The organism is Planctomycetia bacterium (assembly GCA_021413845.1).
GTDB lineage: Bacteria > Planctomycetota > Planctomycetia > Pirellulales > PNKZ01 > PNKZ01.
This window is the reverse complement of sequence record JAIOPP010000021.1, coordinates 1-18,539: the sequence shown is the minus strand read 5'-3', so window position 1 is coordinate 18,539 and position 18,539 is coordinate 1. Positions and strand designations below refer to the sequence as shown.

Sequence of the window (18,539 nt, the reverse complement as noted above, 5' to 3'; positions counted from 1 at the left end):
CTGGCGGCCCGTTGCGGCCGAGCGACGCATGGGCCAAAATAGCCCGAGAAAATGCCTTGGCCGGTCGTGCGCCTTTTTCCCTTATCGGAGTCGCTTCATGTTTCGTTCGCCCTTTGCTAGTGTCGGATTATTTGCGTTGATGTTCGCCCTAGCCGCACCGGTTGCGGCCGAAGAGAAGCTGAACGAGCTCACCGCCGAAGAAGCGACCCAAGGTTGGAAATTGTTGTTCGACGGTAAGTCGACCGCGGGCTGGCGCAATTACAAGAAGCAAGGGGTCGGAGAGGGCTGGAAGATCGTCGACGGGGCAATGACCCGAAGCGATAAGGGAGCCGGCGACATCGTGACCACGGGCGAATACGGTGCGTTCGAGTTGAAGCTAGAGTTCAACATTTCGCCGGGAGGCAACAGCGGCGTCATGTTCCATGTGACCGAGACGGAAGGCTCCCCTTGGCAGACGGGTCCTGAAATTCAAATTCAAGACAACAAGGCAGGCCACGATCCGCAGAAGTGCGGCTGGCTTTATGAGTTTTATTCGTCGGACAAAGATGCGACGAAGCCCGCCGGCGAATGGAACGAACTACGAATTCTGATTACGCCGGAGAAGTGCGAACACACGATGAACGGCGTCAAGTATTTCGACTACGTCATCGGGAGCGACGATTGGAACTCGCGGTTGGCGAAGAGCAAATTCAAAGCCTATGCCAACTTCGGCAAGCCGACGTCGGGATTGATTTGCCTGCAAGACCACGGCAACCTCGTGGCCTATCGCAATATCAAGATTCGCCCGATCGAAGCGAAGGCACCGGCCGGCAAGTAGAGCGGCCGCGTAGTCGTCGAGACGTTCACCTACACGGCGAGGCAAGCATCGGTTTGCCTCGCCGTCGTTCGTTGCCGATTCAGCACCGGCAGTTCAGCGTCGCCCGGCGCGGCTGATGGCGTCGTCGACGAGCTTGTTCGTGGCCTCATCGAGAGGGACGCGGAGTTTGCGAAGCCGCTCGGCATCTTGTGCCGCGAGCTCGAAGTTCTGCATCTTCGTCGCCGTTTGAATCCGACCACGCAAGGCGTCGATCCAATTCGGCGCGAGGGTCACTGCTTGGTCGAAATCCAACATCGCTTCGCCGTAGCGATCCTTTTCGAGATAAATCTCTCCTCGCATGAGATAGTGGTTGGGATTCGCATCGTCGAGAAAGATGGCGCGCGAGAGATCGTCTAAAGCCCGCTCGCGCAATTTCGGATTGTTACGCAGTTTCGCTGCGCGACGATTCGCATCGGCACGATTGTTGAAAATCGCCGCCATCGTGACCCGATGGGGAAACGGAAGCGTCGCTTCGCGCAGCGACTCATCGACGGTGCGGCGGTCGGCGGTAATGCGGAGCAACGCCGCATCGACGGCCTTCCAACTGCGCGCATCGGCGCTTTCCGGAGGGAGTTGCCGAGCTTCGAGAGCGATCATTTCCAGCGCGCTGTTGAACGCGAGGACCGCTTCTTCCGGACGTTCCAAGCGAACGAGGATCGCTGCGCGAGTGCTATAGCAGCGGTAGGAGCGAGGATTGATACGCAGGGCTTCCTCGATCGAGTTCAGCGCATCGAGATAGTATTTAGGATCGGTTTCTCCCATTTGCAGATAGACGTTCGCTTGGCCGAAGCGTGCCTCGAATGAGGTCGGGCCGTAAGCGATCATCGTTTTGAAATCGGCGAGGGCTCGATCGAATATCTTCGAGAGCATGTACGCCGAGGCGCGGTTGTTCATCGCATTGGTATTCCAATATTGCAGATTCAACGCTTCCGACGAATCGGCGATCGACAAGTCGAGGCTGCGTCGACGCCCTTCACCGATAAATACGACCGCGCGATTGGTGAAGGCATCGATATATTCGGGATCGATCGCGACGGCTCGGTTGAAGTTGTCTAATGCCCGATCGGTCAGCCGGTGGTCTACGCAGACCTTGCCGTAGTTGCTGTGGCCGCGATCGTTCCAGGGAAACACATCGACGATGTGGCCGTAGAGCGTCAGGTCGTTTTGATAAACTTTGTTGCGGTTGTGGCTCGTGTATCCGAGCAGCGCGGCCGCGCAGGCCGTCGTCAGCAGTCCGATCGCCGTGACGCGATCGAAGCTCGACGTCGAGCGCGGTTTTGGCCCGAGCGCTCGCACGAACCCACCGAGGCCGACGATCGCGGCTACCAAGCCGATCAAGATCGCGGCCGAAGGGAGATACATGCGCCGTTCCGCTCCGACTTCGGTGACGATCGGGTAGAAGCTCGAAGTGGGAGCGAGAATGAGGAAGAACCAAGTCCCGAGGAATCCGATCCAAGGACGCCGCAGCCAGCCCCAAGCGGTGACGCCGAGCAACGTGAAGACGAGCAAAGCGCCGGGTGCGGTATGTTGGAATTCGAGAACCGGGCGGCGTCCGTAGTCGACGCAGAGTTGGCTTCCGAGCGGAAAGAGCGTGAGCCAGAAATAACGCCACAAACACCAACACTGGGTAATGAGATATTCGTACCAGGGGAGGTGTTCGTGCTGGAAACCGACGGTACTGCCGCGAGGATTATGCCACATGATGTACGCGAGCACTCCCCACGTAGCGGCGATCGCGAGATAGAACCACGGGCGCGAGCGGAGCGTCGTGCGCCAATCGGGAAAGCGAAACGCACGATCGTAGGCCAGGAGCAGCAGCGGAGCCGCGATCATGTTCTCCTTGCTTCCCATGCCGAGCACGCACGCCACGACCGCGGCGACCTCCCAGGTGCGTCGCCGGCCGACGCTGCGCGCATCGAGCGCTCGGGCGGCGCAATAGAGCGTCAGCAAGAGGAATAGCGAGACGACTTGTTCCGTCCGTTGCGTTAAGTAGACGACAGCCTCGGTATTCAACGGATGCACGGCCCAAATCAGGGCAATGCAAAATGCCCAAACGCCGGCCGAGCGTAGATGGCGTCCGCCGAAGTTCGGCGCTTGCAACGTCCGTCGCACCATGGCGAACAAGGCCCAGGTGACGAGGATGTGGATCGCGAGATTCACATAGTGAAAAAACGGCGTATGAACCGGCAAATGTCCTTCGAAGCCCGGCATCGAGGAAGGATAGATGGCGGCAGCCCACCAATGATTCAACGAGAACGACAGCGAGACGACGGGTCGGCCCGTCAGCGGCGTATCGGCCGCGGAAGTAGCGGCCTTGACCCAGGTGGCCCATTTCCAGCGCGTGAGCGGGTTCACGAGCGCGTGGACATGCGTATTCGTCTCGACCGTCACGTGGTCATCGAAGAACAGCCGGCCGGACAAACTTTCGCGATAGGTGGCGTAAGTGGCCGCGGCCAACAGCAGACACGCCGCGGCGATACGCAGATCGGCAAACAAACGTTGCGACGAAGTCGGAACGCTGCCGGCATCGACAATCGGCAGCAACGGCGCTTCAGTACGCTTGACCTTCTTCAGCTTCGCCAAAACGAAATCTCCATGCGACCCAGCGCGGGTAAGAACATGCTTTCCATCTATTTTAGCCGCTGAGCGTATGAGGGGGAGACCAGTCTGTCGGGACGGAACACCCTCGTTGCGGTATCATGGCAATAGAGTTCCCTTGCTTCGAAACACCGGATGCTCATGATGCAGGCTTTGACGACGTTCTTGGAAGTCGGTCTCTTTCTTTGCGCTCTCGGCTGCGGCTGGGTACTTACGGTTCTTAACCTTCCGGGAAATTGGCTGATCCTCGGGGCGTCGACCGTCTACGCCGCGATCATGCCCGAGGATTCGCGCTGGACACTCAGTTGGCAACTCGTCGCGGTGCTTGCCGTCGCGGCGGTGCTGGGGGAAGTCGCCGAGACCGCTTCGGCGGCGATGGGCGTGAAACGCTTAGGAGGGAGCCGGCGCGGAGCGCTGCTGGCGATCGTGGGCTCGTTCGTCGGAGCGATCGTCGGCACCGCGGCGATACCGGTTCCGATCGTCGGCACGGTCGTCGGGGCATGCGCGGGATCGCTGGTCGGGGCGATGCTCGGGGAATTCTGGAAAGGTCAAGGATTCGACCATAGCCTGCGCGTCGGACAAGCGGCTTTTTGGGGCCGGCTGTTGGGTTCGCTGGCCAAGATCTCGACGGCTTCCGTCATGATAGCAGTTGCCGTCGCCGGCGTTTTCTTCCGCTAATTTCGTTGCGCGAGAGTAGTTAAAGATTCGATTCCATCGAATAATCACACGGCCGTAGATTCACCACGCGAGCGTTAGGCCGTTCGTCCGCGGCACATAAGCCGACGTCGAGCTTCCTTTCCTTCGCTCCATCAAAAAAACACGTACTGCTCTATGATTTCTTTTTTCACGCACCTGTTCGAGACGTCGGACTTTCCGGCGCGGTGGCATTGCGGTAACTGGACCGATGCGCACGGTTGGTTGCATATCTGCTCCGACCTCGCAATCTGGAGCGCCTACTATACGATTCCCGGCATCCTGGTTTATTTCGCCGCCCGGAAGAAAGACTTGCCGTTTAAGAAGGTCTTCCTCTTGTTCGGCGCTTTCATTTTGGCCTGCGGAACGACGCATCTCATGGATGCGATCATCTTCTGGTGGCCGGCTTATCGACTGGCAGGGACCATCAAGTTCGTGACCGCGGTCGTTTCTTGGGCGACCGTAGCGGCGCTCATTCCGAATGTCCCCCGCGTATTGCGGATGAAGACGCCCGAGGCCCTCGAACGTGAAGTAACGGATCGAACTCACGAGCTTTTCGCCGCGAACGAAGCCCTGCGACTGGAGATCGCCGAACGTAAGAATGCCGAAAAGTCGCTGCGCGAGCAGCGGGAGTGGTTTCGGGTCACGCTCGCGAGCATCGGCGATGCCGTCATGGCGACCGATGCCGAAGGCCGGATCACGTTCTTAAATCCTTGCGCCGAAACGCTCACGGAATGGAACGCGGCCGACGCCGAAGGAAAGCCGTTGGAAGAGGTGTTCCGCATCGTTCAAGAAGGAACCGAGAAAGCGGTCGAGAATCCAGTCGCCAAAGTGCTGCGCGACAACGTGACGGTCGGTCTCGCGAACCACACGGAGTTGCTCACGCGCCACGGTCGACGTATCTCGATCGACGACAGCGCCGCTCCGATTCGCTCCGAAGACGGAGTGGTTCGCGGCGTTGTGCTCGTCTTCCACGACATCACCGAACGTCGGCGCGCCGAACGCCGCACCCATTTTCTTTCCACCGCCAGCGAAGCCTTCGCCACGCTCGTCGACTTCACCAGCACGATTCAAAAAATCGCCCATCTGGCCGTGCCGCAATTCGCAGATTGGTGCCTCGTCGATCTGCTCGGAGCGGACGGCAGCCGGGAGCACGCCATCCGTGTTCACGGCGATGCATCGCGAGAATCGATCCTGGCCGACTTGCGCCCCACTGTCGGCATCCGCGGCGCCGGCGAGGAAGCATCCAGCGGTTCGCAACTCACCGCGGAGCCCGAGGCGATGGCTCGCATGCTCGGTGCCGATCCATCTACGAACCCGACGAACTCGGCGCTCGCGTCTCTTGCGCCTCGCTCGCTGATCGGGGTGACGTTGTCGATCGAGTCGCGCGTGATCGGCCGAATCGTCTTCGGGCTTTCCGATCTGCGACGCACTTATCACTCGCAAGACCTCGACGTCGCGAAAGATTTGGCACGCCGTGCTTCGATCGCCTTGGAAAACGCCCGGCTGCATCAAGAGTTGCGCGAGGCCGACCGCCGAAAAGATGAGTTTCTCGCGATGCTTGCGCATGAATTGCGAAACCCGCTCGCTCCGATTCGCAATGCGCTGGCGCTCCTCAGCGATCTGGAAGGCCAAGAAGAAATGCGGGCCGAGCTGCATGCGATCATGTCGCGGCAGGTCGATCATATCGTCCGCCTCGTCGACGACCTGCTCGACGTCTCGCGCATCATGCGCGGCAAGATCGAGCTCCGCTTGGAATCGGTTTCGCTCGAGGACGTGCTGCGCCGCGCCGTCGAAACGACGTTACCGCTGTTCGATCACAAACGGCAGAAGGTGGAACTAACCTTCACGCCGGAGCCGATTCATCTCAAGGCCGATTCGGTTCGGCTCTGCCAAGTCGTTTCCAATCTGCTGCACAACGCCTCGAAGTATTCTCCCGAAGGGGCGCACGTCCGGCTGTTCGTCACGCGCGAGCAGGGAGGAGTGGCGATTCACGTTCGTGATGAGGGGATGGGAATCGAAAAGGTATTGTTGCCGAAAGTGTTCGATCTCTTTACGCAATCCGATCGGTCGGTCGAGCGGGCCCAAGGGGGGCTCGGCATCGGCTTGACCGTCGTGCGCAGCATCGTCGAGATGCACGGCGGCACGGTCGAAGCGCATAGCGAAGGGCCCGATCTGGGGAGCGAGTTCATCGTGCGGTTGGCGAACGAAGTCGCCACGACCGTCGAACGCCGCGAAGAATGGAAGCCGGGGCCGGTGCTACCGCTCAAGGTGTTGGTTGTCGAAGACAACGTCGGCTCGGCGATGACGCTCGCTACGATGCTGCGTAAGTTTTGGAAGCACGAAGTCGTCGTGGCTTACGACGGCATCTCGGCCGTCGAAAAGGCCGAAGAGTTCCTGCCGCAACTCGTGTTGCTCGATATCGGCTTGCCGGGCCTGAGCGGCTATGAGGTCGCGAAGCGGCTGCGCGAGCGACCGCGACTCGCGCCGATCTACCTCGTAGCTCTCACCGGTTACGGTCAGTCGGAAGATCGCCGCCGTTCGCTCGATGCCGGTTTCGACGACCACATGGTCAAGCCGGTGAGCGTCAAAGTCTTGGAAGAGATCTTTCCGCACGTCTTACCGGCGGCACGCACTTAACGTCGCTTCACGTCGGTCGGGTTTCTGATCGAAGCGGTCGCGATGATCGACTTACCTCGCAGATCGAGCCGTTGCGGGCCGGCCGTTCCTTCCAACGAGCCATGATCTGCTCTATAACGGAGCATGCTCTCCACTTTGCGAGTCGCCGGCATTTCCTCCCCGGTTTCGGCGCCGGGCGCGGAACCCCAAACGACGCGCGTCCCTGCGCGCGTGAGTAGTTCGAATTGCGGCGTCGCGGCGGCCGAGTTTTCCGCCGCGGGAACGATTCGGGCGAGGCTCAGCTTCGTCCAGGCGTTCTCCGTTGCCGCGGCGATGAGGGCTCCCCCTTGCACGACGGGATCCGGCCAGCGGACGCCGACGCGCCCCATGTTCATGTTCGTGATGCCGGCGAGTCGCGGATAAGTGCCGGCCTTGCGCGGGGCATCGAGAAAGTCTTTGGTCGGCAACAGATAAGCGCCGGCATCGATTGCGTAAAGGCCCAGGCGGTCAGGAAGCTCGACCATGCAGACCGGCTTGCGATAGACGAGCTCGGCGAAGATGCCGGCCGGTACCGTCTTACGAACTTGCTTCACTTCGGCGACCCAGGGATGAAACGCGAACGCCTTGGCGATGCGCTCCGATAATTGCTCGTCGAGAAGCGAGAGCGGAAACTCCAGGCTGGCGTCGCGCAGCGCTTCGTTTTTCACGTCGGCTCGGATCCACTCCGGCTGTGGGGAGACCGCGATCGACTCTAACGACACGCGATAATGCTCTTCGACGACGACCGACTCGCGCAGCCGCGACCAAGCCCAATAGCCGCCGCCGCCGAAGACGATCATGATCGCCAGCAACGGCCCGACGCGGCGGCCGAACAAGATCCCGAACAGCGGCCCGAGCACGGGCACGCCCGGCCCGACGGATTTGGCTTCCTTGCCCATAATGATTCAGCCGGACTGTGAGAAAATTGCCTCGTAAGAATCGCCGCATCCATACGGACGATTTCTAAACGACGCCGAGTTGAGTTTCCGTTATCGAACCATCGCCGACTACCAAATCTGGATTTCGTTTTCGAGATCGATCGAAAGCCGTTCTTGCACACGCGTCCGGATGTGTTCGATCAGGCGGAGCACGTCGTCGCTCGATCCTTTTTCATCGACGACGATGTAGTTGGCGTGGCGGTCGGAGATTTCGGCACCTCCGACCCGCGCCCCCTTCAGGCCCGCCTGTTCGATCAGATCGCCGGCGCTCATGCCTTGGGGGTTCTTGAAGATCAGTCCCGTCGCTTGATGGCCGAGCGGCACTTTCGACTTCTTCACGATCCATTGCTTTTGCATTCGCTTCGTCAGCTCGACGGGGTCGTCGGACTCGAGCTCGAACTCGGCCGAGACGATCAATAGCTCGTCGAGGCTGCTCTCGCGATAGGCGAAGACCAGCTCCTCGCGCGAGCGGGTCATGATCTCGCCGGCGTCGTCCATGACGGTCGCCTTCGCGGTCCACTGGCCGATGTCGCCGCTCCGGCTGCCGGAGTTCATGCGCAGCGCGCCGCCGATGGTTCCCGGAATGCCGATGAGCGATTCCAGGCCGGCGAGCCCTTCCGTGACGGCTTGCGTAACGGCATACCCGAGCTTGGCGCCGGCGCCGGCTTGCAGTTTGTTGCCTTCGATCGTGATCCGCTCGAAGCAGGGGGCGGCTAAGCGAATGACGACCCCGGCGACTCCCGCTTCGCGAATCAGCAGATTCGAGCCTCCGCCGAGCACGCGGGCCGGCAGGCCTTCGGCTTTCGCACGACGAACCACGGCTTGAAGTTGTTCCGGCGTCGAAGGTTCGGCGAAGTATTGCGCCGGGCCGCCGAGGCGAAACCAAGTGTAAGGAGCCAGCGGCACTTGTTGCCGCACGCAGTTTTCCAGCCCGGTCGTGAATGCCATAGTGCGCTTTATTCCGCGAAGCCTCGGCGAGCGAAAGTCGGATGCTCGAAAATCGGTGCGGTCGAGACTTTTTTCGGCCGCAGGAGACTACTTCTATAAGGTGTTAGGCGCGAATCGACAACCCCGTGGGCCGGGCTAAGTCGGTCGAGGCCGGCAGGGAGAGCGATTTCGCCTCCGCCGCCGTCGTGCAACCGGCTTCGCTGAACGAACTTGCCCAGTAAAAAACGACATCCGGCGCGGGCTCGTGGCCCGACGCCGGATGTCGCGTGTTCCCTGTCGTCGGAGCGATCTTGCGATCGCTCCGACGAACAGTCAATGAAGTATTGCCGCGAAGCGTTTACCGAAGCGATCGACCCAGAGACCGCTTCAATAAACAAAATGCTCCAAACCCAGGAGGGAGGGAGACGATGTAGTTCCCGCAAACCCATCGTCTACGACAATACTTCATCCAATGTTTCGGTGTGTTGGTTTGTTCGACTGCTCCTCGTTAGGCCGCGTTGTCGGCTCGTGATTCATCGTGCGTCAGTTGATAGAGGTACTGGCGTACCACTTGTCGGTCGTCCCAATAGTCTTGTTCTCGATCGGCGATGGAATACGTCGCCGCTCCTTGGCCGGCGATCAACACGCTATCGCCGGGTTGTGCTTGCTTCAGCGCTTCGCGAATCGCATCGGTTCGATCGGCGACGATCGACCGCTTGTTTGCATCACGGAATCCGTTGGCGAGCTCGCTGGGCGATTCAACCCCGCCCGTCGGGCTTTCGGTGATGATCGCCAAGTCGCAAGCTTGTTCGACGGTGCGAGCCAGTCGGGTTCGCAATAGTCGGCTATGATCCGCGGTCGAATTGAAGACGCAAATCACGCGGCCGGTCGACGCTGTTCGCAGCGCGGTGAGGCACGTCGCCAGCGATTCCGGCGACAGGCCTTCATCGACGAACACGCTGTAGTTCTGTCCGCATTCGATGCGCTCGAGCCGGCCGGGGAGTTCTCGCACCTCTTCGAGCCCGCGCACGATCTTCGTCGGCGCGATGCCGTAGGCGGTGCCGATCGCGGCGGCGAGCAGGCAATTGGCGACGTTGTGGTCGCCGATTAAGGGGGTGCGAACCGGGACGACTTCGCGCCCGAACGAAAGAAGAAACGTTTGTTCCGAGCGATGACGTTCAACGACGTTGGCCGAAATTTCGGCCGCCAAGTTCATCCCTACGGTAAGCATCGGACCGGCATGACGCTCGGCCAGCGCTGCCGCGCCGGGATCATCGACGTTGACGACCAACAACCCTTCGGGCGTAAGATGCTCGAGCATGCGCGAGGTCATCGTCCGACATTCGGCGCTGGAGCTGTCTTCGTGTTCGGAGCGGAGGTTCGTGACGCAAAGGGCATCGAAGGCCACGCCTGCCATGTGCGATTGGCGGAGTCCGCGACCGGAAAGTTCGGCGACGGCGTGCGTGCAGCCGTTGTCGACCATGCGGGCAAGCCACGCGGCTGCGACATGTTGCGGCGGAGTCGTCCAACGAGCATCGGAAATTTCGCGGCCGTCGCAGTAGCCGAGCGAGCCGAGCATGCCGGTCGTAATTCCCGAGGCGTTCAGTACGGACCCGATGAGATAGCCGGTCGTCGTCTTGCCGAACGAACCGGCGACTCCGATCGTTTTCAAATTTCGACTTGGATTGCCGGCTAATGCTTGGCAGATGAGGCCGTAAGCGGCAGCCGTATCGGCGACATAGCAAACCGGCACGATCGCATCGGCGATCGGTCTGGAAGCGACGATTGCTTTCGCGCCGAGGGCGATGGCCTGCGCGGCGAAGTTGTGGCCGTTCGCCTGAGTGCCGGCGATCGCAACGAACAGGTCTCCCTCACGACACGAGCGCGAATCGGCGGTGCAATGGGTGACGACGATATCGCCGGCGCCGACGATTTCGGCGTGGGGTAGCAGCTCTTTCAGGCTTACGCTGAGTTTTCCGACCGGTCCGCCGTCCATGGCGCCAGGCCTCCGTGCCCGTTGAGCGATGCCGTATCGCTCTGTTTGGTTGATGCAATCTACTGCCGGAACGATTGCCGTGACGCGATTCGCGATCCTGCGGCAAGTTGCGGTCTTGAGTTGCGGCGCGAGTGTCGCAAGTTCGAGAATCGAGGTCAAGATCGGAATCAACGTGGTAATGGGTACGAAGTCCGCTGGGCAAGTATTTGGCTTTGACGGCGTTGCCCTAGACAGCATTGCCCGTCGCGGTCAGCATGACGTGATCGGTGTGGTAGCGATGTTCCAGGCTTGTGGGTCTGATAACTGCGTGACGAACTCTCCACTCCACGAACGCTCTCGCCTGTATTCGACGCTCTGGCTCGGCGACTGCCGGCGTGCGGAATTCGCCCCGGTATTCGACGAACTGGCGCGGCGTACGGAGGTGACGTCGTTCGCCGGCTGGCAAGAACTCGAATTCTCGCCGCCGGCCGACTTGGCGCCGGCATTGATCGTCGTCGCGCAAGCGTATGCCGGCGAATTTACCGAGGGGGACGCCGTGCGGCTGCGGCGGCGATTTCCCACGGCGGGGCTGTTGCGGATCGTCGGGAGTTGGTGCGAAGGAGAACTTCGCAGCTTGCCCCCTCCCGCGTCGAAGCGATATTGCTGGCATCAGGCTCTTGCGGCGGTCCGCACCGAGCTCGCTCGGCTCGAAGCAGGGCTTTGTCCCGAGTGGGGCCTCCCGACGACGATGTCGGACGAAGAACGCATGATGACTCCATCGCAGCCGGCTCGAAGCAATGCGAACGTGAGAGAACGCATCGTCGTCGGCATTGCCGCGACCGATCCTGTCGTGCATCGTTGGCTCTTCGACTTCTGTTCTCGCCGCGCCGAATTGCAACCGCTTCCGCTCGCATGCGACGACGACAATGGGGCCGCAGCGGTTTCGCCGACCGTCGTCCTCTGGGACATGCCGAGCACCATTGCGACTTGCGAAAGGGAATGCCGGCAGATCGTGCGACGTCATGCCCCGCATAAAATCATTGCCTTGGCGAACTACCCGCGACGGGAAGACCTGCTCCGTTGGCAAGCACTCGGAGTTTCCGAGCTGATCGGAAAACCTGTTTCGGAATCAGTTCTGCTTGAGCGCATAGAATCACTCGCATGCTCACCGAGTTGACGACCCCCTCTCTAGGAGCCATCAAGCGTTGTCGGCGAGATACTCGAATTGACAGCATTTCCGATCGATCCTAACTTAGCGCTTTTAGATGACTTAGCTTGCGTGATTGTAGGGATCTGTGCTGCCGGCGTTGCTTGCCGCGGTTCGTTCTTTTGCGACTATCGAGATTTCCGAAAGCACCACTATGACCGTCGTTGCGGCAACTATGCCTACCCGAACTCAATCGCTCCGAAATCTCTTGGTCGATTTTCGGGTCGTGATCTCGTTCGTGATGTTCACATCGTTGATCGTGTTCGATCTGGTGATGGGCTGGAAGCCGCGCGCGATCTTCGCCGCCGGCGAATACCAAGGCTTGATCGGCTGCTTGCTCGTCTGTGCGGGGCTCGCCGTTCGCTCATGGGCCGCCGGCGTGTTGCGAAAAGGAAAAGATCTGGCGACCGACGGCCCTTATTCGCTCTGCCGCCATCCGTTGTATCTCGGATCGTTTTTAATGATGGTCGGTTTTTGCCACATCATCGGCGATCCCAGCAACTATCTCATCATCGTCTTGCCGATCGTGGCGATCTATTGGGCGACGATGAGAAACGAAGAACGCCGCATGGTGGATCGCTATGGGAGTCGCTGGACGGACTATGCCGCCAAGACGTCGCGCTTGATTCCGTTCCGCTGGTCGCGGTTCGCACCGGGCCATTGGACCGTCGGGCAATGGCTGCGAAACCATGAATATCGCGCCGTGATCTCCTCACTCGTCGGCCTCACGGGGCTAGAACTCTGGCGCCGTCTGCTCTAAATCGAGCTCGCTCGGTTCCGTCAGCAAGATCTCGCGCTTCCACTCGGCTTCGTGAACCGCCCAGCAGCGCGTTCGTAGCGCTCGATCCGACTCGGCTTGTGTCGACGCCGTCCGACGGCAACGCGTCCAGACTCGCAGTTCCAACGCCGTCGGCGTGGTTCGGCGGCCGGAAAAGTTGTCGGCGCGAAACGACGTTCGTCCTTGATCGAAGATCGTCACGATGGCCGGTGCTGCGCGATCAAGCAATCGCCGCGCGAGCAACTCGAAGCTTGCCGTCGCGAAGGAGTTCTTCAAATCGGTTAAGCTCCAGTCGCACTCTGCGCCGACCTGCATGAACCAAGCCGTCGGCAGGAGCAGTCGTTTCGCCAAGGCGTCCGCCAAGCGTTCGCGAGTCTGCGGCGGAGCGCTCGAAGGATCGACTCCGAGCCGCGAGAAAATTTCATGCGCATGATGCTCGCCGATCTCATGCGCCACGGCCCAATGGCGGCGCTCTGCGCGCGGGTCGGGCCGAATGAAGATCGCTTCCTGCCCTTGAGAAGACGACGCGGAGAGCCGCACGCAGCGAGCCCGACCGCTTTGCCGCGAGTCGATGCCGACGACGATGCCGAGCCCTTTCGCCAGCGCGAAGCAATCGACCGGCGGCTCGGCGATCTGCGCTTGGTCTAAGAGCCGGGCGCAGCAGCCGTCGAGCGCGGAGTGGACCTCGGCGGTAGACAAATCGGCGAACATGGCGAGTCTCAGGTGGGTGTATTTTTGTACACTATAGCGAGAGGGTTTCTCTTGGCAAGCCGCGAAGAAGAAACCCGCGAAATGGGGCCGAAAAGGCAGGCCATTGTCGGCGGCCTCGGGCATCGGCTACGATGGAGGTTTGTTGCTTGTGCGCATTTCTTTCGCCGCTTTTCCTGGTCTCCCTTTGAGTTGCGGCAATTTTGGGTTGCCGTGGCTCCCAGGGCAAAGCCGTGCATTGGGGCCGAATCGGCCACGAAGATCGCTGAAATACTCCGGCCGCACGTGCCGAATGAAACAAGTCGCTCGAAATTCATGAATCAATTGCCGATCGTCGAATCACCCGCTTCCGCCGCACGACTGGGAAACCAAGCCGATTTGGTTTCCAAAGGTTCGTATTCCTTCGTCAGCCTCGGCTGTCCGAAAAATCTCGTCGACAGCGAACGAATGCTCGGGCTCTTGCAGCTTGACGGTTATCAGCTGGTGCGCGAGCCGGTCGGGGCCGATTTCGTCGTCATCAATACCTGCGGCTTTAGCGAACGAGCCCGCGATGAATCGTTTGCCGCGATCCATGAGATGCTCGAGCTCAAGCGGCGTGGTGAAATCAAAGGCGTCATCGTTTCCGGCTGTTTGGCCGAACGAGAAAAAGAGAAGCTGCTCGAGACTTGTCCGGAGATCGATCACTTGGTCGGCGTGTTCGGGCGCGAGCATGTGACCAAGGTGGCCGATCGCCTCATCGGCGGGCTCACCGAGCAGCGAACCGTGTTCGAGCCGGCTTCGTCGGTTCCGCTCGTCGATCGGCAACGCTTGAGGATCACGCCGCGGCACTTCGCTTATCTCAAGATCAGCGAAGGGTGCGACCGGCTTTGCACGTTTTGCGCTATCCCGAAGATGCGCGGCAAGCATGCCACGAAGCCGATGGAAGAAGTCTTGCGCGAAGCGCGCGAGCTCGCCGCCGACGGCGTGCGCGAGTTGAACATCGTCGCCCAAGACACGCCGTATTACGGCATGGATCTCTACGGCGAGTCGCGGCTGGCCGAGTTGTTGGTCGAGTTGGAAAAGGTAGACGGCATCGAATGGATTCGTCTGATGTACTTCTATCCGATGTACGTCAGCGATGCGCTCATCGAAGTGATCGGGCGTAGTAAGAAGATCGTCCCGTATATCGATATGCCGCTGCAGCATATCAACGACACGATGCTCCGCCGCATGCAACGGCGCGTGAATAAAGCCTCGACCGTCGAGTTGATCTCGAAGCTGCACGCCGGAATTCCGAACCTCGCCTTGCGTACGACGTTCATCACCGGCTTCCCCGGCGAGACGGAAGAACAGGTCGACGAACTGGTCGACTTCATTCGCGAGCAAAAATTTCGCCATGCCGGCGTGTTCACGTATTCCTACGAAGTCGATACGCCGAGCGCGAAGCTGCCGGGCCAGATCGAAGAAGACGTGAAAAACGCTCGTCGCGATCGAGTCATGGCGGCGCAGCAGGAAGTCGTGTTGAACTACACGAAGTCGCAGGTCGGCAAGCGGCTCGATGTGTTGCTCGACGTCCCGGTCGAAGGGGAGCGCGATGCCTGGATCGGCCGGAGTTTCGCCGACGCCCCGGATGTCGACGGCGTCGTGTTCGTGACCGGCAAGAAGCTCAAGGCCGGGCAGTTCGTCTCGACCGAGATCGTCGCGTCGCAAGGGTACGATCTCATCGGTGCAGCCGCCGCGAAACCGCGCTGATCCGGAAGCCTCGGTAACCGCAATCCGCAAGGTCGCCCTCTCGGCGACCGCCAACATCGCCGGGTCCGCCTCCAGAACGCCGAACTTATGTCGATCGAAACCAAGCTTCCGCTCCGGCCTTCCGTCTGGACGCTCCCCAACCAGCTCACGGTTTCGCGGATCGCGCTCTCGATCGTGTTGTTCGTCTGCATCGCTTACCGCGCTTACCCCGCGGCGTTCGTCCTGTTCGTAGTCGCCGCTTCGACCGATTGGCTCGATGGTTTCTTGGCCCGAAAGTATGGGCTCGTGACGCAGTTGGGCCGGATCTTAGATCCGTTTGCCGACAAGATGATCATCTGCGGCACGTTCATCTTTCTGGCGGCCGTGCCGACGGTCGCGGTCGCCGCCGGCGGCGCCTTGCCCGACGCGATCGTCTCCGGCAGCGGAATCCGGCCTTGGATGGCGGTGCTCGTGATGGGGCGCGAGTTGCTCGTCACGGCGCTCCGCAGCTTCATCGAGCAGCGCGGCACCGACTTCTCGGCCGATATGTCGGGCAAGCTGAAGATGGTGTTGCAGTGCATCGCGGCCGGTTCGAGTTTGTTTTATCTCGCGTACCGGCCGAGTTGGTTGCTGGTGCCGCTCGACATCGCCGTGTGGAGCGCCGTCGCGCTCACGGTTTACTCCGGCATCGCCTACATTCGTCGCGCCGCGTCGCTGATCGGCGATGCCCCCAACGCCGGCTCGACGGCCGACGAATGAGTTGCGAGCGCTGCGCATGAAGCAACAATGGGAGCTCGGCGCTCTGCTCGCCGCGATCTATTTCGCCGTGCTCGGTTGGGCGTTCGTGATTCGTCGCCTGCGAAGCCGTTGCGAAATCTTGGACTACGAACCTCGCCGCTCGGTCCCTTGGGGCGGCGCATGGGTTCTCTGGGCGGCAGCCGTCTATATCGGCCTTGCTGCGGCAGCCGGGCAACTGGCGAGCAGCGCCTATCTCTCCGACCTGTCTGATGCCGAGCGAGTCGCCGCCTTAAGTGATAACGGAGCAACTCTTCGGTCGTCGTCGGGCTTCTTTTTGAAGATGATTCAAGCCCATAGCGCTGCCAATCTGTTCACCGTTTTCTTCGTGACGTTGGCGCTCGTTCGTTTTAGAAACGCCGGCCCCGACGATCTCGGGATCTCCATGCGCAATTTCCCGCGACGGCTGAAACAAGGCTTCTTAACGTTCTTCGTCGTCGCACCGCCGACGTTGTTGCTGCAAGCCGCGATCGTCGAAGGATTGGGCATTAAATACAATCATCCGCTCGTCGATGCGGTTAAGGGAGACGGCAACGGCTCGATCGTCTTCTGGTGCTCGTTCGCGGCGGTCGTCGTTGCGCCGTTGGTGGAAGAGTTTCTGTTTCGAGTCGTGCTGCAAGGCTGGCTCGAACGCCTCTCCGCGCAGGTTGCGCGTCAGGCCGAGTTCGCCGATGACGAGGTGGTCGAATTGGCTCCCGTGCCGAGTCCGGTCGCCGTCGTCGGAAGTCCGGCGAAGGCGTCCTTCATGCCGATCTTCGTCAGCTCGCTGATCTTCGCCGCCGTGCATCTCGAGCAATGGCCGGCGCCGATTCCGCTTTTCTTTTTCGCGCTCGCGCTGGGTTACCTCTACCGCCAAACGCATAGCATCTGGCCTTGCGTGGTCGTGCATTTCATGCTCAACGCGCTCAGCATGATCATGCTGCTGTTGGAGCAGAAGCAAGCGTAGCTCAAACGTCTTTCTTATGCGCCGGAAAGACGAACTTAAACAGCTGCATCAAGAGGAACATGCTCAACACGAACAGTAGCGCGTAAGGCCAAAGATTCGCGAGCCAAAAGCGGAACTTGCCGAACACCGTGGCGACGATCGCCAGCCCGATGCTGAGCATCATCAGCAAGCAGCCGCCGGCCGCCATGACGCCGTGAAACGTCCCTTGCTCGCTCGCTTCTTCGTGAAACAGCTCGACGGTGCGCCCTTTGCGCAAACTCCGTTCGACCGCTTCGACGAGTTCGAGATCACCGAGCGCTTCGCGCCAAAGAGGATCGTCCGACGGGGTCGACACTCCCTGCGTAATCGCGGCCAGTCCGTTCGTCGCGGGATCGGCATCGACGAACGACCTCGCTTCGACGTCGTCACCGCGCCGGACTTGCAACGTCCACGGGCCGACGTCGGGCATCGCGAGCACGGCGCTCCCCGAGGTTCCGATCAACGTCGTCTTTGCGCCGGCTCCTTCAGCGATCGGCCCGATCGACCAGCGGATCAGCACGCCGTCGGTCGTCGTGATCTGCACGCCGAGATGCCCGCCGTCGTTCGTGGCCGGAGACGCCGAGCCGACGTTCGGCTCTTCGCCGAGTTTGCCGAGCGCCGAGACTTTCTCGCATTCGCCGGCGATCCGCCGCACCATGCCGATATCGCGCACGAAGCGGCTTAAGCTCGCACTCCGTGCGCGTTCCTTCGCTTGCCGCTCGACGACGACCTGCTCGATGCGGCCGATTTCGTTCGAGCGTGCCAGCGCGCTCAAGGCCTCGACGCCCGGATGATGCCGCGTCGGCTCGTAGGGGACGATCGGGGTCTTCGTCGCTTGGCGGTTCATGTCGAGCTCGTGGTATTCGAGCGGCGCCAAGCCGAACGGATGCACGAAAACCACCGGTACGTTCTCCAGCACCAGCCGGCGAAGTTGCTCGAAGCGTGGTTCCGCAGGCCCGGCGCAGCCGACGACCACCGCTTGGCTCGAGCCCGCCAAAACTCCTTCCCATTCGTCGATCCGGGTAGCATCCGGCGCCAGCGCTTGCAGCTTGCCGGCCATGACCGGATCGGCGGCGAAGAACGCGGTCAGCTCCCCGTCGCCGCTCTGGAGCAATGCGGCCGTCAGGGCGAGGGCATCGGCGTCGGGAGTGAGCAGTGCGAATTTCATGGAAGTCGTTCGAGGTTTCAATCCCAGCGGCGCACACGGAGCGACAAACTATTGAGCACGACCGAGACGCTGCTCAGCGCCATCGCCGCGGCGGCGAAGATCGGCGGCAAGCGCCACTCGTTGCCGTACCACGGTGCGAGAACTCCGGCCGCGGCGGGAATCAGCACGATGTTGTAAGCTAAGGCCCACACGAGATTCTGCCGCACGACGCGCATCGTCAGGCGACCTAGTTGTACGGCTCGGGCAGCGGTTCGCAAGTCGTGATTGGCGAGCACGACGTCGGCCGCTTCCAAGGCGGCATCGGCTCCACGACCCACGGCCATGCCGAGGTCGGCGACGGCGAGCACCGGAGCATCGTTGATGCCATCGCCGATCATTGCGACCCGCGCTCCCGCAGCCTGCAAACGTCGCACGACCGCTTCCTTATCGGCAGGAAACACCTCGGCGATCGTTTCGTCGATCCCGACTTCGCGCGCCGCGGCTTCGGCGGTCGTGCGATGATCGCCCGAAAGGAGGAGCGTCTTCAGACCCAATGCCCGCATCCGACTCACCGCCTCGGCTGCA

General features: G+C 61.0%; 15 protein-coding genes. 8 read left to right on the top strand and 7 right to left on the bottom strand.

The window, feature by feature from the left end; genetic code table 11:
• Positions 1 to 97 precede the first annotated feature (97 nt).
• Positions 98 to 817 (top strand): DUF1080 domain-containing protein, encoded by a 720-nt coding sequence (locus K8U03_04310; protein MCE9604108.1) that lies wholly within the window; start codon positions 98 to 100, stop codon positions 815 to 817.
• 93 nt (positions 818 to 910) lie between these two features.
• Here the strand turns inward: K8U03_04310 and K8U03_04305 are convergent, their stop codons facing one another.
• A complete protein-coding gene (locus tag K8U03_04305) occupies positions 911 to 3,439 on the bottom strand; it encodes a tetratricopeptide repeat protein (GenBank protein ID MCE9604107.1) in 2,529 nt (842 codons plus the stop codon).
• A 156-nt stretch (positions 3,440 to 3,595) separates the two neighbouring features.
• On the opposite strand from K8U03_04305, the gene K8U03_04300 reads away from it, so the two are divergent.
• Entirely contained in the window at positions 3,596 to 4,132 is a 537-nt protein-coding gene (locus K8U03_04300; GenBank protein MCE9604106.1) for a DUF456 domain-containing protein, read from the top strand.
• A gap of 153 nt (positions 4,133 to 4,285) precedes the next feature.
• Complete coding sequence (locus K8U03_04295; GenBank protein MCE9604105.1) at positions 4,286 to 6,787, top strand: response regulator; 2,502 nt, start codon at positions 4,286 to 4,288, stop codon at positions 6,785 to 6,787.
• Here the strand turns inward: K8U03_04295 and K8U03_04290 are convergent.
• The 3 genes from K8U03_04290 to murE form a co-directional block, all read right to left on the bottom strand.
• Positions 6,784 to 7,704: a hypothetical protein gene (locus tag K8U03_04290; protein ID MCE9604104.1), complete on the bottom strand. Its 921-nt coding sequence runs from the start codon at positions 7,702 to 7,704 to the stop codon at positions 6,784 to 6,786. The genes K8U03_04295 and K8U03_04290 overlap by 4 nt on opposite strands.
• A gap of 108 nt (positions 7,705 to 7,812) precedes the next feature.
• Positions 7,813 to 8,691, bottom strand: coding sequence for a UDP-N-acetylmuramate dehydrogenase (gene murB, locus K8U03_04285; protein MCE9604103.1), 879 nt, complete (start codon positions 8,689 to 8,691; stop codon positions 7,813 to 7,815).
• A gap of 487 nt (positions 8,692 to 9,178) precedes the next feature.
• Positions 9,179 to 10,666, bottom strand: a complete 1,488-nt coding sequence (gene murE, locus K8U03_04280; GenBank protein ID MCE9604102.1) for a UDP-N-acetylmuramyl-tripeptide synthetase — start codon at positions 10,664 to 10,666, stop codon at positions 9,179 to 9,181.
• Between the two features lie 307 nt (positions 10,667 to 10,973).
• On the opposite strand from murE, the gene K8U03_04275 reads away from it, so the two are divergent.
• Both K8U03_04275 and K8U03_04270 read left to right on the top strand, forming a co-directional pair.
• Positions 10,974 to 11,822: a hypothetical protein gene (locus K8U03_04275; GenBank protein MCE9604101.1), complete on the top strand. Its 849-nt coding sequence runs from the start codon at positions 10,974 to 10,976 to the stop codon at positions 11,820 to 11,822.
• Positions 11,823 to 12,027: 205 nt separating this feature from the next.
• Positions 12,028 to 12,612, top strand: coding sequence for an isoprenylcysteine carboxylmethyltransferase family protein (locus K8U03_04270; protein ID MCE9604100.1), 585 nt, complete (start codon positions 12,028 to 12,030; stop codon positions 12,610 to 12,612).
• On the opposite strand, the gene K8U03_04265 is transcribed toward K8U03_04270, so the two are convergent.
• Positions 12,586 to 13,341 (bottom strand): ImmA/IrrE family metallo-endopeptidase, encoded by a 756-nt coding sequence (locus K8U03_04265; protein ID MCE9604099.1) that lies wholly within the window; start codon positions 13,339 to 13,341, stop codon positions 12,586 to 12,588. The two genes, K8U03_04270 and K8U03_04265, sit on opposite strands and share 27 nt — an antisense overlap.
• A gap of 312 nt (positions 13,342 to 13,653) precedes the next feature.
• On the opposite strand from K8U03_04265, the gene rimO reads away from it, so the two are divergent.
• The 3 genes from rimO to K8U03_04250 all read left to right on the top strand — a co-directional run bounded on the left by rimO (position 13,654) and on the right by K8U03_04250 (position 16,789).
• Entirely contained in the window at positions 13,654 to 15,069 is a 1,416-nt protein-coding gene (gene rimO / locus K8U03_04260; GenBank protein ID MCE9604098.1) for a 30S ribosomal protein S12 methylthiotransferase RimO, read from the top strand.
• An 87-nt stretch (positions 15,070 to 15,156) separates the two neighbouring features.
• On the top strand, positions 15,157 to 15,807 hold the full coding sequence (locus K8U03_04255) for a CDP-alcohol phosphatidyltransferase family protein (protein MCE9604097.1): 651 nt from the start codon (positions 15,157 to 15,159) through the stop codon (positions 15,805 to 15,807).
• Positions 15,808 to 15,823: 16 nt separating this feature from the next.
• Positions 15,824 to 16,789: a CPBP family intramembrane metalloprotease gene (locus tag K8U03_04250; GenBank protein ID MCE9604096.1), complete on the top strand. Its 966-nt coding sequence runs from the start codon at positions 15,824 to 15,826 to the stop codon at positions 16,787 to 16,789.
• A gap of 1 nt (position 16,790) precedes the next feature.
• Here K8U03_04250 and K8U03_04245 read toward each other — a convergent pair whose 3' ends face one another.
• Together K8U03_04245 and K8U03_04240 are read right to left on the bottom strand one after the other, a co-directional pair.
• Positions 16,791 to 17,975 (bottom strand): hypothetical protein, encoded by a 1,185-nt coding sequence (locus tag K8U03_04245; GenBank protein ID MCE9604095.1) that lies wholly within the window; start codon positions 17,973 to 17,975, stop codon positions 16,791 to 16,793.
• A gap of 17 nt (positions 17,976 to 17,992) precedes the next feature.
• Positions 17,993 to 18,539 (bottom strand): HAD-IC family P-type ATPase (locus K8U03_04240; GenBank protein MCE9604094.1); only part of this gene is annotated, 547 nt, incomplete at its 5' end.